At 72.5% G+C, this 17,162-nt stretch carries 7 protein-coding genes; 2 read left to right on the top strand and 5 right to left on the bottom strand.

Features of this window, described 5'->3' with window-relative positions:
• Positions 1 to 27: 27 nt before the first annotated feature.
• A complete protein-coding gene (locus OH807_RS28705; protein WP_406204366.1) occupies positions 28 to 1,230 on the bottom strand; it encodes an ROK family protein in 1,203 nt (400 codons plus the stop codon).
• Between the two features lie 612 nt (positions 1,231 to 1,842).
• On the opposite strand from OH807_RS28705, the gene OH807_RS28700 reads away from it, so the two are divergent.
• Positions 1,843 to 3,573, top strand: a complete 1,731-nt coding sequence (locus tag OH807_RS28700) for a PQQ-binding-like beta-propeller repeat protein (protein WP_406204363.1) — start codon at positions 1,843 to 1,845, stop codon at positions 3,571 to 3,573.
• A gap of 178 nt (positions 3,574 to 3,751) precedes the next feature.
• Positions 3,752 to 6,343 (top strand): aminopeptidase N, encoded by a 2,592-nt coding sequence (pepN, locus tag OH807_RS28695; protein ID WP_406204361.1) that lies wholly within the window; start codon positions 3,752 to 3,754, stop codon positions 6,341 to 6,343.
• A gap of 151 nt (positions 6,344 to 6,494) precedes the next feature.
• Here the strand turns inward: pepN and OH807_RS28690 are convergent, their stop codons facing one another.
• The 4 genes from OH807_RS28690 to OH807_RS28675 all read right to left on the bottom strand — a co-directional run bounded on the left by OH807_RS28690 (position 6,495) and on the right by OH807_RS28675 (position 16,848).
• Complete coding sequence (locus tag OH807_RS28690; RefSeq protein ID WP_406204358.1) at positions 6,495 to 6,725, bottom strand: hypothetical protein; 231 nt, start codon at positions 6,723 to 6,725, stop codon at positions 6,495 to 6,497.
• Positions 6,726 to 6,746: 21 nt separating this feature from the next.
• Positions 6,747 to 8,867, bottom strand: coding sequence for a 4-alpha-glucanotransferase (gene malQ, locus OH807_RS28685; protein ID WP_406204355.1), 2,121 nt, complete (start codon positions 8,865 to 8,867; stop codon positions 6,747 to 6,749).
• 140 nt (positions 8,868 to 9,007) lie between these two features.
• Positions 9,008 to 9,529 carry a hypothetical protein gene (locus OH807_RS28680; protein WP_406204353.1) on the bottom strand — a complete coding sequence of 174 codons (522 nt, stop codon included), beginning with the start codon at positions 9,527 to 9,529 and terminating at the stop codon, positions 9,008 to 9,010.
• A gap of 8 nt (positions 9,530 to 9,537) precedes the next feature.
• Complete coding sequence (locus OH807_RS28675) at positions 9,538 to 16,848, bottom strand: polymorphic toxin-type HINT domain-containing protein (RefSeq protein ID WP_406204350.1); 7,311 nt, start codon at positions 16,846 to 16,848, stop codon at positions 9,538 to 9,540.
• Positions 16,849 to 17,162 lie beyond the last annotated feature (314 nt).

Below are 17,162 nucleotides of genomic sequence, written 5' to 3'. Positions count from 1 at the left end.
GGCCACGGAGAGCTCTCCGGCGGGCACTCACGGTCGAGCGGCGGACGTCTGTGCGGATCTGCCGAGCGCGCCGGACTCGCCCATCTCGCTCATCACCAGGGCCAGCGCGCCGAGCACCTCGGCCCGGCCGCCCAGGGTGCCGGGCACCACCGACAGCTGGCGGGCCGCGCTCGGGATGGCGTAGCGGGCCACCGAGTCCCGGATCGGCGCGAGCACCAGCTCGCCGGCGTCGGCGAGGTCGCCGCCGAGGATCACCCGGCGCGGGTTGAGCAGGTTGCAGAGGGTCGCGACGCCGGTGCCGATCTGGCGGCCCGCGTCGGCGATCACCCGGCGGCAGCCGAGGTCGCCCTGGTGGGCCAGCTCGACCACCCGGGGCAGCGAGAGGTCCGGGCCGAGGGTGGGGCTGAGCAGGGCCAGCAGGTAGCGGGAGCCGACGAAGGTCTCCAGGCAGCCGCGGTTGCCGCAGCGGCAGACCGGGCCGGCCTCGTCGAGGGTGATGTGGCCGATCTCTCCCGCGGTGCCGCCCGGGCCGCGGTAGATCTGGCCGTTGACCACCAGGCCGGCGCCGACGCCGCTCGCCACCTTGATGTAGGCGAGGTCGCTCAGGCCACGGCCCGCGCCCCAGACCAGCTCGCCCAGGGCGCCGAGGTTGGCGTCGTTGTCCACGTGCACCGGCATGCCGAGGCGCGCGGCCAGCTCGTGGCCGGGGGCGATGCCGGTCCAGCCCGGCAGGATCGCGGTGGAGCCGAGCGCGCCGGTCTCCACGTCGATCGGGCCGGGGACGCCGAGACCCACCCCGATCACCTTGTCGGGGCGGAACCCGGCCTGCGCGAGCAGCCGCTCGACCAGGGCCTCGGCCCGGTCGAAGCCCTGGGCCGCCGAGACGTCCACGTCGATCGGGGCGCTCTCCTCGGCCAGCACCCGGTGCGCGAGGTTGCCGACGGCGACCCGGAGGTGGGTGTGGCCGAAATCGATGCCCACCACGATGCCGGCGTCGCCGCTGAGCGAGACGCTGCGGGCGCGGCGGCCGCCGGAGGAGGTGTCGGCGACCACGACGGTGCCGCTCTCCTTGAGCTCCCGGACGATGTTGGACACGGTGGCCGCGGAGAGCCCGGTACCGCGGGCGATCTCGGCCTGGGTCAGCGAGCCGGCCATCCGTACCGCCCGGAGCACGCGCTCCAGGTTGGCCCGGTGCAGTGAGGACTGCGAGCCCGGTGTGTCCGTCGACATGATCCACCCTCCCAAGGGCGAGGGAACCCCTCCGCCGGGCGATCCCTTCAACTCCTGAAGCCTAGGCCCTGGAGGGCCCGGGAGGTGCGGTGACGGCCGACGTGGGTGGAACGGCGGGTGGCGGGGAGGGGGCGGCGGGGCGTCTGAGCGCCGCCCCGGGGGTGTCCGGCGGGGTGCGGCGACCGGACGGGACGGGGTACGGCGGCGGTCGGCGGGAGCGCGGCGACGGAGGTGGTGCGGGTGCGGGGCGGGGGTGGCCGGGCGGGAGGTGAGGGGTTGGCGGAGTGTGCGTGGGCGTGCGGTGCGGGCCGCGCCCCGTCGGCCCGTCAAGGGCGCCGCCGGACGGGGAGTCCGGGCAGCTCAGGGCGGGGCGGGCGGGGTTCGGGGCTCCTGCGGCCCGGCGAAATCGGGCCACCCGTACCATGGTGCCCAATCTCACCCGTCCCACCGGCCACGGGGATGTGACCCGGCCGGGGGACACTTCCAGACATGACGGGGCATCAGATGGCAGGGGATCACCCTACTCCAGGGTCAGGCGACACGCCGGGCAACGGACCGCACGACAACCGGGGCGTCTCGTTCGGGCGGACGCCCGGCACGGACCCGGCCGCCGTGGCGGACCAGATGACCCGGCTCGACGGGGCGCCGGTGCCCGGCCAGGCCGGACCGGCCGCCCCCGCGACGCCGCCGGGACAGCCGCCGGCGCCCGGCAGCGAGTACGCCTACGCGCCCACCGCCGCCGCCTTCCCCGCGCAGGCGCCCCCGCCGCCGGCCGGCGCACCGGTCGGCCCGTACGACCCGGCCGCCGGCCAGCAGCCCCCGTTCGGTGCCGGCAACACCGGCCAGCAGTACGGCTACACCGCGCCGCCGAGCCCCGACGCCACCGGCGGCTACGGGTACCCGCAGCAGCAGCAGTCCGGGTTCGGCTTCCCCGGCGCCCCCGTACCCGCGCCGCCCAAGCAGCGCAACCCGGTGATGCTCTGGGGCGGCATCATCGGCGGCGTGCTGGCGATCGCCATCGTCGCCGGGCTGATCGTGCTGTTCACCCAGAACAAGGACGACAACACCTCCGCCGACAGCGGCGGCAGCAGCACCTCGGGCGGCGTGACCGGCGGCTCCACCGCCGACCCCGGCACGTCGGGCGGCACGTCCGGCGGCTCGGGCGGCGGCGGTGGCGGCAAGGCCGGCGCGTACAACCTCGCCTGGACGGCCCCCAAGCCCGCCAACGCCACCAGCGGCGCCCAGCTGCTCGGCATCTGGGGCGCCGACAAGACCGTGGTGCGCGCCGACAGCTACGGCATCCGCGGCCTCAACGCGGCGGACGGCAAGGAGCTGTGGACGATCGCCCCGCCGGCCGGCAGCAAGGAGTTCTGCGCCGCGTCGTACGGCGTCAACTCCAAGCACATCGCCGCCGTCGCGCTCAACACCGGTGACAGCGACTGCTCCACCGTCGGCGCCGTCGACGTCAGCACCGGCAAGCTGCTCTGGACGGTCAAGGTCAGCCCGGACCGGATGTCCTCGCCCACCCTGACCGTCACCGACAAGGTCATCGGCATCGGCGGCAACGTGGTCGGCGCGGTGAACGTCGCCGACGGCTCGCCGGCCTGGCAGTTCCAGCCGCGCGAGAAGGACTGCAGCGTCTACGGCAAGGCCGCGGGCGCCCAGATCGCCGTCAGCGACCGCTGCTACGGCTCCGGCACCACGGTGAAGTCGCAGCTGGTGCTCGTCGACACCGACTCCGGCAAGGCCACCAGCGGCGCGCCGATCACGCTGACCGGCAGCATCGAGCGGGTCGACAAGGTCGTCTCGGACCAGCCTCTCGTCCTGCTCGTCACCAACGGCCCGAACGGCGACTACATCCTGCCGTTCGACAAGAGCAACAAGCCGATGACGCCGATGTCCGTCAAGGAGCCCGGCGCCGACAGCCTGCGGCTCTCCGGCCAGTCCGACGCGTACACCCAGAACGTGGTCAGCGGCACCACGCTGTACGTCCAGACCAGCCCGGTCAAGCCGGCCATCAACGCCTACGACCTGACCACCGGCAAGCGGCTCTGGTCCTCCACCGGCGGCACCAACGAGGGCATCCGGCTGGTCTCCGGCACCGACAAGGACGGCAAGGTCCGCGCCGTGCTGGACATGGGCTACAACAAGGACGCCAAGCTCGTCACGCTCTCGCCGGCCGACGGCTCCGTGACCGAACTGGGCAGCATCACCTCGGCCAAGGGCACCGACTTCCTGGGCTCCAGCACCACCGAGTACGTCCTGCAGTCCGACGGCGCGCTGGTCGGCTTCAGCCGCAGCGCCGGCTCGGACGCCCCGGTGGTCAAGTACACCAAGAAGTGACGCACCACCGGTTCCCCGGGCACCGCGTGCCCGGGGAACCGGCCGGCCGTACGCGTGACGGGCGGGGCAGCAGCGGGCCGGCCGGCCCGCTGCTGCCCCGCCCGCGGCTATTTCCCCGGGCGCCGCACGCCGGACATGGCAGGATGCGGAGCACCAGCCCGACGAAGGAGTCCAGCGAGTGCCCGGCACCAACCTGACCCGTGAGGAAGCCCGCACCCGGGCCGACCTCCTGCACGTGGACGCGTACGACATCGAGCTCGACCTCGGCTCGGCCCGCGAGGGGGGCACCTTCCGGTCCACCACGGTGGTCCGGTTCAGCGCCAACACCCCCGGCGCGGCCAGCTTCATCGACCTCGTCGCCCCGAACGTCGAGGAGATCGTCCTCAACGGCGAGCGCCTCGACACCGCCAACTTCGCCGACAGCCGGATCGCGCTGCCGAACCTGGCGGCCGAGAACGAGCTGCGCGTCGTCGCCGACTGCGCCTACACCAACACCGGTGAGGGCCTGCACCGGTTCGTCGACCCGGTCGACGGCGAGACCTACCTGTACACCCAGTTCGAGGTGCCGGACGCCCGCCGGGTCTTCGCCAACTTCGAACAGCCCGACCTCAAGGCGGCGTTCACCTTCACGGTGACCGCGCCCACGGGCTGGGTCGTGGTCTCCAACTCGCCCACCCCGACCCCGGAGGGCGACGGCGACGTCCAGGTCTGGAAGTTCGAGCCGACCGGCCGGATCTCCACCTACATCACCGCGCTCGTCGCCGGCCCGTACGTGGGCGTCTTCGACGCCTACGAGAACGGCGACCAGAAGGTGCCGCTGGGCGTCTACTGCCGCCCCTCGCTGCGCGAGTTCCTGGACGCCGAGGCGATCTTCGAGGTCACCAAGCAGGGCTTCGACTACTTCCAGGAGAAGTTCGACTACCCGTACCCGTTCGCCAAGTACGACCAGCTCTTCGTCCCGGAGTTCAACGCCGGCGCGATGGAGAACGCGGGTGCCGTCACCCTGCGCGACCAGTACGTGTTCCGCTCCAAGGTGACCGACGCCGCGTACGAGTCGCGCGCCGCGACGATCCTGCACGAGCTCGCCCACATGTGGTTCGGCGACCTCGTCACCATGGAGTGGTGGAACGACCTCTGGCTGAACGAGTCGTTCGCGACCTTCGCCGAGGCGGTCTGCCAGGCCGAGGCGCCCGGCTCGAAGTGGCCGCACTCCTGGACGACCTTCGCCAACCAGATGAAGACGTGGGCGTACCGGCAGGACCAGCTGCCGTCCACCCACCCGATCATGGCGGAGATCAACGACCTGGAGGACGTCCAGGTCAACTTCGACGGCATCACCTACGCCAAGGGCGCCTCGGTGCTCAAGCAGCTGGTGGCGTACGTCGGCCAGGACGCCTTCTTCCAGGGCGTGCAGGCCTACTTCAAGCGCCACGCCTGGGGCAACACCCGCCTCAGCGACCTGCTCGGCGCCCTGGAGGAGGCCAGCGGCCGCGACCTCAAGGCATGGTCCAAGGCCTGGCTGGAGACCGCCGGCATCAACGTGCTGCGGCCCGCGCTCACCGTCAACACCGACGGCGAGATCGAGTCCTTCGCCGTCCTGCAGGAGGCCCCCGCGCTGCCCGCCGGCGCCAAGGGCCAGGCCGTGCTCCGCCCGCACCGGATCGCCATCGGCCTGTACGAGCTGACCGACGGCGCGCTGGTGCGCACCGACCGGATCGAGCTCGACGTCGACGGCCCGCGCACCGACGTCCCGCAGCTGGTCGGCCGGCACCGCCCCGCCGTCGTCCTGCTCAACGACGACGACCTCTCCTACGCCAAGGTCCGCCTCGACGAGGACTCACTGGCCGTCGTCACCGAGCACCTCGGCGGCTTCGCCGACTCGCTGCCGCGCGCGCTCTGCTGGGCCTCCGCCTGGGACATGACCCGCGACGGCGAGCTCGCCGCCCGCGACTACCTGGCGCTCGCCGTCTCCGGCCTCGGCCGGGAGTCCGACATCGGCGTCGTCCAGTCGGTGCACCGCCAGGTCAAGCTCGCGCTCGACGCCTACGCCGACCCGGCCTGGCGCGAGCAGGGCCTGGCCCGCTGGGCCGAGAACGCCGAGGCCCAGCTGCGCGCCGCCGAGCCCGGCAGCGACCACCAGCTGGCCTGGGCCCGGACGCTCGCCTCCGTCGCCCGCACCGACGGCCAGCTCGGCCTGCTCGCCGGCCTGCTGGACGGCACCGCCGAGCTGAAGGGCCTGGCCGTCGACACCGAGCTGCGCTGGACGCTGCTCGGCCGGCTCGCCGCCACCGGCCGCGCCGACGAGGCCGCCATCGCGGCCGAGCTGGAGCGCGACCGCACCGCGGCCGGCCAGGAGCACGCCGCCAGCTGCCGCGCCGCCCGGCCGACCGCCGACGCCAAGGCGCAGGCCTGGGCCGACGTGGTGGAGTCGGACACGCTCACCAACTACGTCCAGGACGCCGTGATCGCCGGCTTCCAGCAGGCCGACCAGCGGGAGCTGCTCGCGCCGTACACCGCGAAGTACTTCGCGGCCGTCAAGGGCGTCTGGGAGACCCGCAGCCACGAGATCTCGCAGCAGATCATCGTCGGCCTGTACCCGGCGGTCCAGGTCGAGCAGGCCACGCTGGACGCCACCGACGCGTGGCTGGCCTCGGCCGAGCCGGCACCGGCCCTGCGCCGGCAGGTCGTCGAGGCGCGGGCCGGGGTCGAGCGCGCGCTCAAGGCCCAGGCCGCCGACCGGGCGGCGGGCGCCCGGGAGCTGGGGCACTGACGCGGTGCGGGGCCCCGGGCACTCCCGGGGCCCCGCCTCCGGGGCCCCGGGGTGTTCCCGGGCCGGTGTCGGAAACGCCGTGAGGGGGCGCCGGACGTGACGTCCGGCGCCCCCTCAGGGCTGGTGCGAGGCTCGGGTGGAGAGCCCTCGGCTACTTCTTCTTGGCCTTGTTGCCCCACGGCATGCCGGCCAGGGCACCGATGATCACGAAGGCCGCGAGCGGGATCAGCACGTACAGGCCGAGAATCTGGGCGACGCTCAGGCCCGGGCCCGGGTCGTCGCCGTCGTCCCGGGTGAGCGCCATGGCGGGCGACGACAGCAGCATCATCAGCGTGACCGTTGCGCTGATCGCGCCGGCTCGCAAAGCGTTCCTCTTGTCCACGTCGCCCAACTTACCCGCCGCTTACGCCGCCGCGCTCGGCGGGGTCGGCCTTTCGGGCCCCTCCGCCAGGATTCCCGCGAAGGCCGCTGCGGCCGGGCCCGCGGCCAGCTCGTCCAGCGTCACCGGCGCCCCGGCGGCGTCGGCGACCGGCAGCCGCCAGTTCGGGTACTGGTCCCAGGTGCCGGGCAGGTTCTGCGGGCGCGGATCGCCCACCAGATCCGGCAGCCAGACGCCGACCAGCTCGGCCGGCGTGGCCCGCAGGAACCGGTACAGCGCCTGCGCCGAGAGCGGATCCCCCTCCCCCAGCAGCCCCAGCCGGGCCAGCTCGGCGTGCCAGTCCGCCAGCTCCGCCGCCGCCTCCGCCTGCTCCTCGCCGAGCGACCGGGCCAGCAGCCCGAGCCGGTGCCGAAGCTCGACGTGCTCGCCGGAGAGCCGGGCCGCCGTACTCGGCAGGTCGTGGGTGGTCAGGGTGGCCAGGCTCCCCGGCCGCCAGCGCTCCGGCGCCAGGATCTCGCCCTTCGCCCGCCAGTCCCGCTCGAACCAGAGCACCGACGTCCCCAGGATGCCGCGCGCCGCCAGCTCCTCCCGGACCCCGGGCTCCACCGTGCCCAGGTCCTCGCCGATCACCGCCGTCCCCGCCCGGTGCGCCTCCAGCGCCAGCACGCCGAGCATCGCCTCCGCGTCGTAGCGGACGTACGCGCCCTCCGTCGGCGCGTGGCCGTCCGGCACCCACCAGAGCCGGAACAGGCCCATCACGTGGTCGATCCGGATCGCGCCCGCGTGCCGGGCCGCCGAGCGGAGCAGCTCCGCGAACGGCGCGTACCCGGTCTCCGCCAGCGCGTCCGGGCGCCACGGCGGCAGGCCCCAGTCCTGGCCGTGGGCGTTGAAGGCGTCCGGCGGGGCCCCGGTCGAGATGCCGGTGGCGAGGGCGTCCTGCAGCGCCCAGGCGTCCGCGCCGTCCGGGTGCACACCCACGGCGAGGTCGTGCACCAGGCCGACCGGCATGCCCGCCGTCCGCGCGGCCTGCTGGGCGTGGGCGAGCTGCTGGTCCACCTGCCAGGCCAGCCGGCGGTGGAACTCGACGCGGTCGCGCAGCTCCTCCGCCGCCAGGGTGACGTGGGGGCTGTCCGGGTGACGCAGCCCCTTCGGCCAGGCGTGCCGGTCCGGCCCGTGCACCTCGGCGAGCGCGTTCCAGACCGCGTACCGCTCCAGCCAGACGCCCTCCCGCCGGCGGTACGCCTCGTACGCGGCCCGCCGGCCCGGGCCGAGCGGCACCTCGTGCAGCAGCTCCAGCACCCGGCGCTTCAGCGCCCAGACCGCGTCCCGGTCGATCAGGCCGTCGTGCCCCAGCACCTCCTCGCGCAGCCGGACGGCCCGGCGGCCCAGCTCCTCCGCCTCGGCCCGCTGCTCGCCCGTCAGGTAGCCGTACTCGGGCACCGCCTCGACCCGCAGGTGCACCGGGTCGGCGAAGCGGCGGGAGGACGGCCGGTACGGCGACGGGTCGGAGGGCGCCCCGGGCAGCGCCGCGTGCAGCGGGTTGATCTGCACGAACCCGGCACCGAGGCTCCCCGCCCACTGGGCGAGCTCGGCGAGGTCCGCCAAGTCCCCCATGCCCCAGGAGCGGTCCGACAGGACGGAGTACAGCTGTGCGAGGAACCCCCAGCTGCGGCCGGGCAGCTTCGGCAGCACCTCCGGTGCGACGATCAGGTGGGCGTGCTCCACCCGCTCCGGCGTGAACGCCCGGAGGGTGTGCCGCCCGAGCGGGAGGTCCGCCGGCAGCCAGTGCGAGTGCCCGCGCGGCAGCTCCCAGATGCCGCCGTCCTCCAGCTCGACGCTCAGCACGGCCTCGGCCGGCACGTCCAGCGCCGTCCGCCGCCCCTGCCGCACGACGACCGTCGGCGGCAGCGACCGCGCCCGCTGCCCGGCCCGGTGCCGCTCCAGCGCCGCCCGCACCTCCTCCGGCGAGGCCGCCGTCACGCCCAGCGCGGCCAGCACCGCCACCAGCGTCCGCGCCGACGGCTGCAACGACACGTCCACGCCGTACGCCTGCGCCAGCGCCACCAGTTCGACCGGCGGCGGCGGCGCGTCCTGCGCCGGCACCTCCAGGCCGTCGGCTCCGTCACGATCGAGATAAGCGGCCACTCGCGGCTCCTGCGATGTCTCGGCACCACCCGGTCAGAACAGCCACAGTCCTACCCGGGTAACACCTCGATCACCCAGCGCGACACGACGGCGGGGCCCGCCGATGAGCGGGCCCCGCCGTTTTCTTCGCCTGCCGGACGCTAGGCGTACGGGTTGATCGAGAACTCCGGCCTTTCACTCGGGAAGTCGTCCGGGAAGAGGTTCAGCCGCACCTCGCCGGAGAGCAGCGCCAGCAACACCCCGGTGGAGCTCAGGGGCAGCTGGGCGTAGCTCAGCCGACCGGCCTCCACCACGAGCGTCGGCCAGTCCTCCGGGTCACCGACCGGCAGCCAGAACACCAGGTCGGCGTTGTCGGTCACCGCCCACTGCACCAGGTCGTCGGTCGTCAGGCCGTGCTCCGCGAGCAAAGCCGGGAGGGTGGGCTCCGGATAGTCCCGCAGCAGCTGCCGGGTCTCCTCCGTCTGCCGGACCAGGTCCGAACCGGGCCTGGTGGATCCCACCGCGTACACCCAGAGGAACTCGTCGAAGCACCCAGGACCGTAGGCGTCGATCAGCGCCCGGTGACTGGGCGGGATCTCGAACCCCGCCCCGGCCGCCGGTACCACCTCGACCCTCTGCTCGGACGGCGGACAGAGGGCCGTCAGGCGCTGCAGCTCGTTCACCGCGAACCTCACAGGTTGGAGAGTGTTTTCTTGAGGGTCCAGCCGAAGTCGTCGACCGCCTCGATCGTGATCCTGGTGGCGAGCGCCCCCGGATTGTCGTAGTGCGGTGTGACGCTCATGATGACGGTATTCCCCGTATTCTCGACGTGCTTGGCGATGAGGTCCTCCACCGTGGCGATGGGACCGTTGTTCTGGGCCTGGGTCTGGGTGACGATGTTCCGGAGATCCTTGCCGGATCCACCGAACTGCCGTCCGATCAGGTGACCCTTGGACCAACCGGCGTTGCCACCACCGAGCTTGATGAACTCGGCAGGCGCGTTCCGCTTGCCCTGGCTCGGCTCGCTGCCGATCGTCCTGGCCTTGGCGTCCGCCAGGACCTGGGGCGACACCTCGGCGTAGGCCACACCGGCGCGGCCGTCGGCCCCCACCTCGCTCAGGTGCACGTTGGCGCCGTTGCAGTTGTGCACGAGCAGCGGGGTGGCGCCCGCGACCACGTAGTAGGTGTGGACGCGGTCAACGGTCAGGTTGTGCGTGACGACGGCGTCGAGGTAGTTGCGGACGGACCGGACGACGCTGGTGCTGCCGTCCGGCTTCCGCAGCTCCTCACCGACGGTGAGCTCACCCGCGTCGACCCACTGCTTGCGCGTCTCGCTCCAGTACGGGTGGTGGTGGGTCGAGGTGATGACGGTGGACTCGCCGGCCAGGGTGAGGTCGGTGAAGTCCTTGTCGTCGGGCGTGGTGATGGTGGTGGTGACCGTCTCGGGCGCGGTCTCACCGGTCTGCGGGTCGGTGGCCATGACCACGTCGCCGTCGACGACCTGCTCGATCGGCTTGACCGTCCCGTCAGCCATCAGGACCTGGGTACCGGCCGGGAAGCTGTTGCAGCTCGGAGCTGCGGAGCCCGAGTCCACCTCGGCCTTGCTGGCCGAGGGCTCCGTACTCGGTGCGTCGCCGGCCGTTTCCTTGGCCGCCTTCTCCTCGGCCGCCTTCGCTGCCGCCTTCTCCGCGGCTCTGGCCTCCTCGGCCGCCGACTTGGCCCGGACGATCGCCTTCTCGGCGTCCGCGGCGGCCCGTTCGCCGGCGCGGATCACGTCGTAGGCCTTGTCGATCTCCTTGTAGACCTTGAAGGCCTTGATGCCGACCTTGATCGCCTTGAAGAGCTTGCCCCAGGGCACCGCGTTGAGCGCGGTGTTGACGCAGGCCATCACGTCGCCCTTGGTGAAGCAGTCACGGGCGTCGTTGTAGCCGATCAGGTCACCGATGAGGTCGACGACCTGGTGCTTGATCTCGTCGCGCTTGCGCTTGCCCTCGTTGACGATCTTGTCGGCGGCGTTCTTGTCGTCCTGGGCCTTCTGCTCGTCGGCCGACGGGGCCGGGGTGGGCGTCGGGGTCGGCGGGGTCCCCGCCGAGCCCTTCCTCTGCTCCGCCTCCCACTCGCGCAGGCCCTGGCACTCCGCCGGGGTGTCGCAGGCCTGCCTCAGTCCGTTGGCGTCGGACCTGTTGACCGGACTGTTGTTGGCGTAGGCGTAGGCGTTCCACTGCTGTGGATCACCGGAGTCGACGATCGGGTCCGGGCTGAGGAAGCGGGCCGTCCTGGGGTCGTACTCACGCGCCCCGAGGAGGGTGAAGCCGGTGGCACTCTCCTTGGTGCCCCCGACGAAGCCCTTGTCCCCCGCCCACACCCCCGGCGCCGGCTGGGCGCCGCGCTCGTTGCCGAACGGGTCGGTCGGACGGCGGACCTGGGCGAGGGTCGAGGCGTCGAACTGCACGCTGTTCGTGCCGTGCGGGTCCGATCCCTGGTAGGCCAGCCGCGAACCGGCCACGGTGGTGGTCCGGGTGATGGTGAGCCCGCCGGCGGCCGGGTAGGACCGCACGTCGGTCACCGCGTCCGCAACGGTGTCGAAGGTGATCTGGTCGCCCCCGAGGTTCAGCGTGGTCCGGCCCGTGTCCCGGCGGATCAGCTGGTTGCCGGAGGTGTCGTACAGGTAGCTGGTGCCGTTGCTCTCCCCGGTGCCGGTGACCTTGTCGAGCTTGCCCTGGTCGTTCCAGGTGAGCGACTTGGTACCGGACGTGCTGGTGATCGAGGCGGTGTTGCCGCTCATGTCGTAGGTGTACGAGGTGACCGCGGGAGCGGCGGGGGCGGGGCCGGTCCGGGTGGACCTGACCAGCGCGTGCGGGCCACCGGTGCCGACGCCGTTCTTCGGGTCGCCGACCGCCGTGTTGGTGCCGGGGCCGAAGGTCTGGGTGGTGGTGACGTCCTTCGACGCGTCACCGTTGACGTCCTTCTGGACCAGCTTGGTGCGGTTGCCGATCAGGTCGTACTCGTACTGCTGCCAGTACGGTGCCGGTCCGCCGACGCTGGGCTTGCCGGCGTCGACCGCCGGGCCGTTGGCGTTGGTGCAGGCGCCGAGGCCGGGAATGCTGGGCTGCGCCGCGGTGGTCTGGGTGCCGGTGTCGGTCCAGGCCTGGGTGAGCCGGCCGAGGTAGTCGTGGTTGTAGCACTGCAGGTCGGCGACCTGGCCGTCCTGCGCGTTGCGCACGGAGGTGACCTGGCCGAGCGCGTTGTAGGTGTAGTCGTTGACGTCGACGCTGGCGGTGGGCGCGTTCTCCTTGTCCAGGATCGAGCGCGTCACCCGGCCGGTGCTGTTGTCGAACATCGTCGTCGAGACGACGTTCGCCCCGCCGCGACCGAGCGTGGTGCGGATGATCCGCCCGTACGGGTCGTAGCGCAGGTCGGCGACGTAGGTGGTGGAGGGGCCGAACCCGAACACGCTGGACAGGCCGGCCAGGTGGCCGACGGTGTCGGAGGCGAAGGTCAGCTTCTCGGCCGCCAGGCCCGCGTTGGGCACGGCCGGGAGGAGGCTGTTCTGGAGCCGGCCGGCCGCGTCGTAGGTGTTGGTCGTGGTGTAGGTGCCGGCGAGCTTGCCCTCCTCCTGCGGGATGGTCGTCTTCGTCCCGAGGACGCGGTATCCGGTGTCGTAGCCCGTGACCTCGGACTTGTAGGCCTTGCCGGTCACCCCGCCGACGTAACGGGTACCGGAGGTCGGCTTGCCCAGCGCGAGGGTGTCGTACGTCCAGGCACCGACCTGCTTCGTCGAGTCGGCCACCGGGCCCTCGTACGAGGCGACGGTGCGGCCCAGCAGGTCGGTGACGCTGGTGGCGCTCCTGCCCCGGGCGTCCGTTCCCGTGGAGGTGTTCTTCGCGTCGTTGTAGGACAGGGTGGTGCTTCCGGAGTCCGGGTCGGTGGACTTGAGCAGCCGGCCGAGCAGGTCGTACTCGTGGGTCCACACGTTGCCCGCGGCGTCCTTGCGCCAGGCCTCCTGGCCCTCGACCGTGTACCCGTACGTCGTCTCGTCGTACGGCCCGGTCGGGGTGTTGGCCTTGTACTGCCGCAGCGCGATGCCCTGACCACGGGCGTCCGTGATCGACGCCGAGGCGTACCCGCCGGCCGGCGGGATCGACCGGGTCTCGTCCGCGCCCGCGTACTCGGTGCGGCTGCGCCACTGCTCGATGCCGTAGGACTGGAAGACCGAGTCGGTGACCCGGCCCATGCCGTCGTACTTGCGGACCGTCTGCGCCGGGATCTTGCCGTCCGGGTTCACCCCGCCGTTGGGCAGGAAGAGCGCGCCGCTCGGGTCGCCCTGGTCGGTGTAGTACGCGGCGCTGGTCTTGGTCTGCCAGCCGTGGGAGTCGAACAGCGCGTCGGTGATCATGCGACCGGCCACCCCGGACGGGGTACTGGCCTGGGTCTGGCGGATGCGGCCGAGTCCGTCGTAGATGGTGAAGCTGGAGGTGTACGTCTTCAGGTCGCCCAGCAGCGCCTGGGTCAGCACGGTGGACGGCGCGTTGGCGCCGTTGAGCGCGTACGAGAACTTGCGGTTCGGCCGGGTCGGGTTCTTGGCCCGGTCGTTGTCCGGGCTCCAGGCCGCGACGACCCGGCCGAGGGCGTCGTAGTCCTGCTCGGAGATCCGGTTGTTCTCGTCCTTGGCCTTGACCGGCAGCGCGCGGCCGACGTCCAGGGTGGTGACGTTCTGCCAGCCGAGCGGGTTGGTGTGGGTGATCTGGGTGGGCAGCTGGCCGGTGGCCGGCGCGTAGGCGGTCTTCGTCTCGGCGCCGGTGGCGTGCGTGTCGTCGGTGCGGGTCGGGTCCTTGGTGCTGGTGACCCGGCCGTAGTCGTCGAAGGCGGCCCGGGCGGTGAACCGGTAGACGGCCTTGCCCGTGGCGTCGTAGCTCTCCAGGACCTCGGTCGCGGTCTGCTCGGCCTTCGAACCGGCCTTGCCGAGCTCCAGGTTGTCGAAGTAGGAGCGGGTGTCCGCGATCGTGTTGGCCTTGGTCGGCGTCTGGTTGCAGGCGCCGGAGAGCAGCAGGACCCGGGAGGCCAGCTGGGTCACCGCTCCGCCGGGACCGTCGGCGTAGCTGAACTGCGAGCAGCGCGCCTGCTCCGGGTGCGCCGTGTCCGGGTTGTCGACGACGACGGTGGGCCGGGCGACGAGCGTGGTGTCGTACGCGGTCGACTGCTCGTTGGTCCGCCAGCCGCTGACCAGCTTGGTGCGCGTGGTCACCTTGGCGGTGTTGACGGCGCGCGCGGTGATCGCCGGCATGCCGCCGGACTGGTTGCGGGTCGCGGTGACCGGGCCGAGCCAGGGGTCGGAGACCACGGTGGAGACGATGTTGCCGTTGTCGGCGTCGTAGTTCGTGGTGTCGCGGATGTAGCCGGCGAGGACGTTCTCGTCCTTGATGCTGCCGCCGTGCACGTCGGCGACGTCGGCCGTCCGCTTGGAGCCGTTGGCCAGGACGTCGCCGTCCATGCCGCGCAGGAAGGTGGAGATCGTCCTGGTGCGCGGCGCCTCGACGCTGCTGCCGCTGCCGCCCCGCGTGGTGACCGTCGCGAACCCGCGGAACTGGTCCCACGTGCGCGTCTTCGGGTCGGTCAGCTCGGAGTCGTTGCGGTGCCAGGCGGCGCCGCCCCCGTACTCGTACGTGGTGACCGTCGGCGTCGCACCGGCCACCGCGTCCTGCTGGGTGACGGACTCCACCACGATCTTGTTGAACCAGTCGTTGACCGGATCCGGTGCGGACTGCCCGGGCAGGTACCACTTGACCGGCATGCAGGCCATCTTGTTGTCGTCCTCGGAGGACGGCATCCGGCCCGCGACCCGGGAGCAGTCGGCGCCCTTGTAGACGATGTTGACCACGCCACCGGTCTCGGTGGTGATCTTCTGGATGCGCGGGCGCTTGTACGGCTCCACCGAGGCGTGCGTGCCGTCGGGCCGGGTGATGTCGCCGTCCACCCGGTTGGGGATCTGGAGCGGCTGGAACGCGACCTCGGGCAGGGTGATCGGCGTCCTGCCGTTGCTGCCGGTGCGCTGCACCGAGTCCAGCCAGAGGGCCGGTGACGTACCGTCGCCCGGGTCCTGGAAGGACTGCTTCAGGGCGAAGGAGTCGACCGCGCGGTACGCGGAGCCGTCCCACACCTCGGTGTCGATCTTCGTCAGGCGCTTGCTGGTCCAGAACGTCGGCGAGTAGATCTCGCAGGTGCCGTTCTGGTCGCAGGTCTGGTCAACGGGTGTGTCCGGCCAGGACTTGGCGTTGGCCTTGGTGCGCTGCGACGGGTCGCAGGTGATCTGGCCGCTCGGCAGGCAGCGCTCGTCGGTGCGGAACCACACCTGCGCGGCCGGCTTGGCCTTGCCCTTCGCGGCGATCTGCTCGGGCAGCCGCTGGCCGTAGCCGACCCAGACCGGGTACGAGGCCCGCTGGTACTGGGTGCGGGTGCCGTTGCCGTTGTTCTGGCCGCCACCGCGCGCGTAGCTGTTCTGCTCCTGCTCGTACCGGTAGGTGATCAGGTTCTGGTGCGGGTCGACCACGTAGTCGAGCGACCACTGCCAGCCCATCTGCGACCAGGAGTTGGTGGCCGGCGAGCCGGACTTCAGGCACGGGTCCTGACCGCCCGGCCAGTACACCGGCACCGTGGAGACCGAGTTGGCGGCCTGGTCGCTGCCGTCACCGCCGGGCAGGTGGTTGGCGCCGAAGTAGAACTGCGTGCCGTCGACGGTGGTGACCCGCCAGGCCTCGCCCTTCCAGGCGCCGTTGTTCTGGTCGGTCAGCCGCTCGACCTTGGTGCCGTCCTCGCCCTGGAGGTGCCAGACGCACGAGGTGTCGTCCCGGACGAGCTGGCCCGCGTGGCCGGCCAGCGACAGGGAGAGCAGGTCTCCGCCCCAGCACTGGTCGCCGGAGTTCTGCACCCCGGCGTCCTTGCAGCCCTTGTAGCCGCGGGTGATCGCACCCGGCTGCCAGTCCCAGCCGTCGCCGATCCAGGACGGCTGCGCGTTGGTGGACGCCGTCTTGCCGTCCACCGCCGAGGAGTCGTAGCCGAGCGAGACGCTCGGCGCCGATCCGCCCAGGGCGGAGGGCAGTTCGACGGTGTAGCCGTAGGTGAAGTTGGCCGCGTTGGCACCGGCCTGCCAAGAGGCGGAGGGCGTCAGCGGCGAGGCGGAGAAGTCACCGGCGCTGCCGGACGGGCCGGCCTCGACCGCGAGCGCGAGCGCCGGGGAGGCCGACGCCGGAGCGGCGAAAGCGCTGGGGGAGAGGGACTTGGCCGCGACGGCGGCCGACTGCGGAACGTCGACCTCGGCCACCAGCCGGCCCACGCCGTCACGGTGCGAGGCGACCGGGGTGCGCGTGGTGCAGCCGGGCGCACCCGGCGTCGTCAGGGCACAGCCGGGCAGCTGCACGACCCGGGCCCGGGAGCCCCAGTTGGCGCCCGCGGCCTTCGCCCAGGCCGTGGTGTCGATGCCGACCTGGACCCGGCCGGGAACGGCACCGGCACCGGCGTCGGCGAGCGAGATCAGGGCACCGGAGACGCCGGCCGAGCGGGTCCGGTCCGCGTCCGCCACCTCGACCTTGAGCTGCGCGCTCCCGGCCCCGGCGGGGGCCAGCGGGGCGAGTTGGGCGGACTTGCCGGCGGGGGCGGCCGACGACGGCTGCGCCTGGCCGATCCAGACCGGCAACGTGCCGACCTGCACGGGAGAGGCGGCCGAGCCGGCGGGCGCGGCATCGGCCGCACCGGCGGACGCGGCCGGGGCCGACTTCGCCGCGGCGCCGGCCGACGCACCGTCACCGAGCGCGGTGGTCGCCGCCCCGGAGGGCGTGGTGGTGTCCCCGGGCGGGGACCACTTCCTGCCGCGGTCCGCGGTGTGGCCCTCGACCTTGGCGGCGGAGCCCTTCACCGGCGTCGTCTGCGGCAGCGGCGTGTTCGGTGGCACCCAGACCGCGGGTTCCTTGACCGCCTCGGCGACCGCCTGTGCGGAAGGGATCGTCACCACCGACATCAGGACCGCGAGCGCCGCGACCGCGGCCGTTCTCGATCGCCCTCTTCGCACGAATTGCCATGGACCAGGTGACAACTGAACCCCCATGAGATGCACACCGCAAGCGAGGGCCTCCACGGAGGCCCAGGTCAGGGGGCACCTTATGAGCACACGATCTATCGGCGAAAGAAAAAACTTAGAAATTTCTCATGTGACCAACGTCACCGGACAGGCAATGCGCCATCAGCCCCGACAACTCGGACACCCTGTCGACAAAGTGCTTTGACACCGTGCGCACGGACCGCGAGCGTGCGACGGAGCTCCGC

Source organism: Kitasatospora sp. NBC_01560 (assembly GCF_045208415.1).
In the GTDB taxonomy this organism is placed as follows: Bacteria; Actinomycetota; Actinomycetes; order Streptomycetales; family Streptomycetaceae; genus Kitasatospora.
The sequence above is the reverse complement of the archived record's forward strand: the minus strand, read 5'-3'. Positions and strand labels throughout refer to the sequence as shown.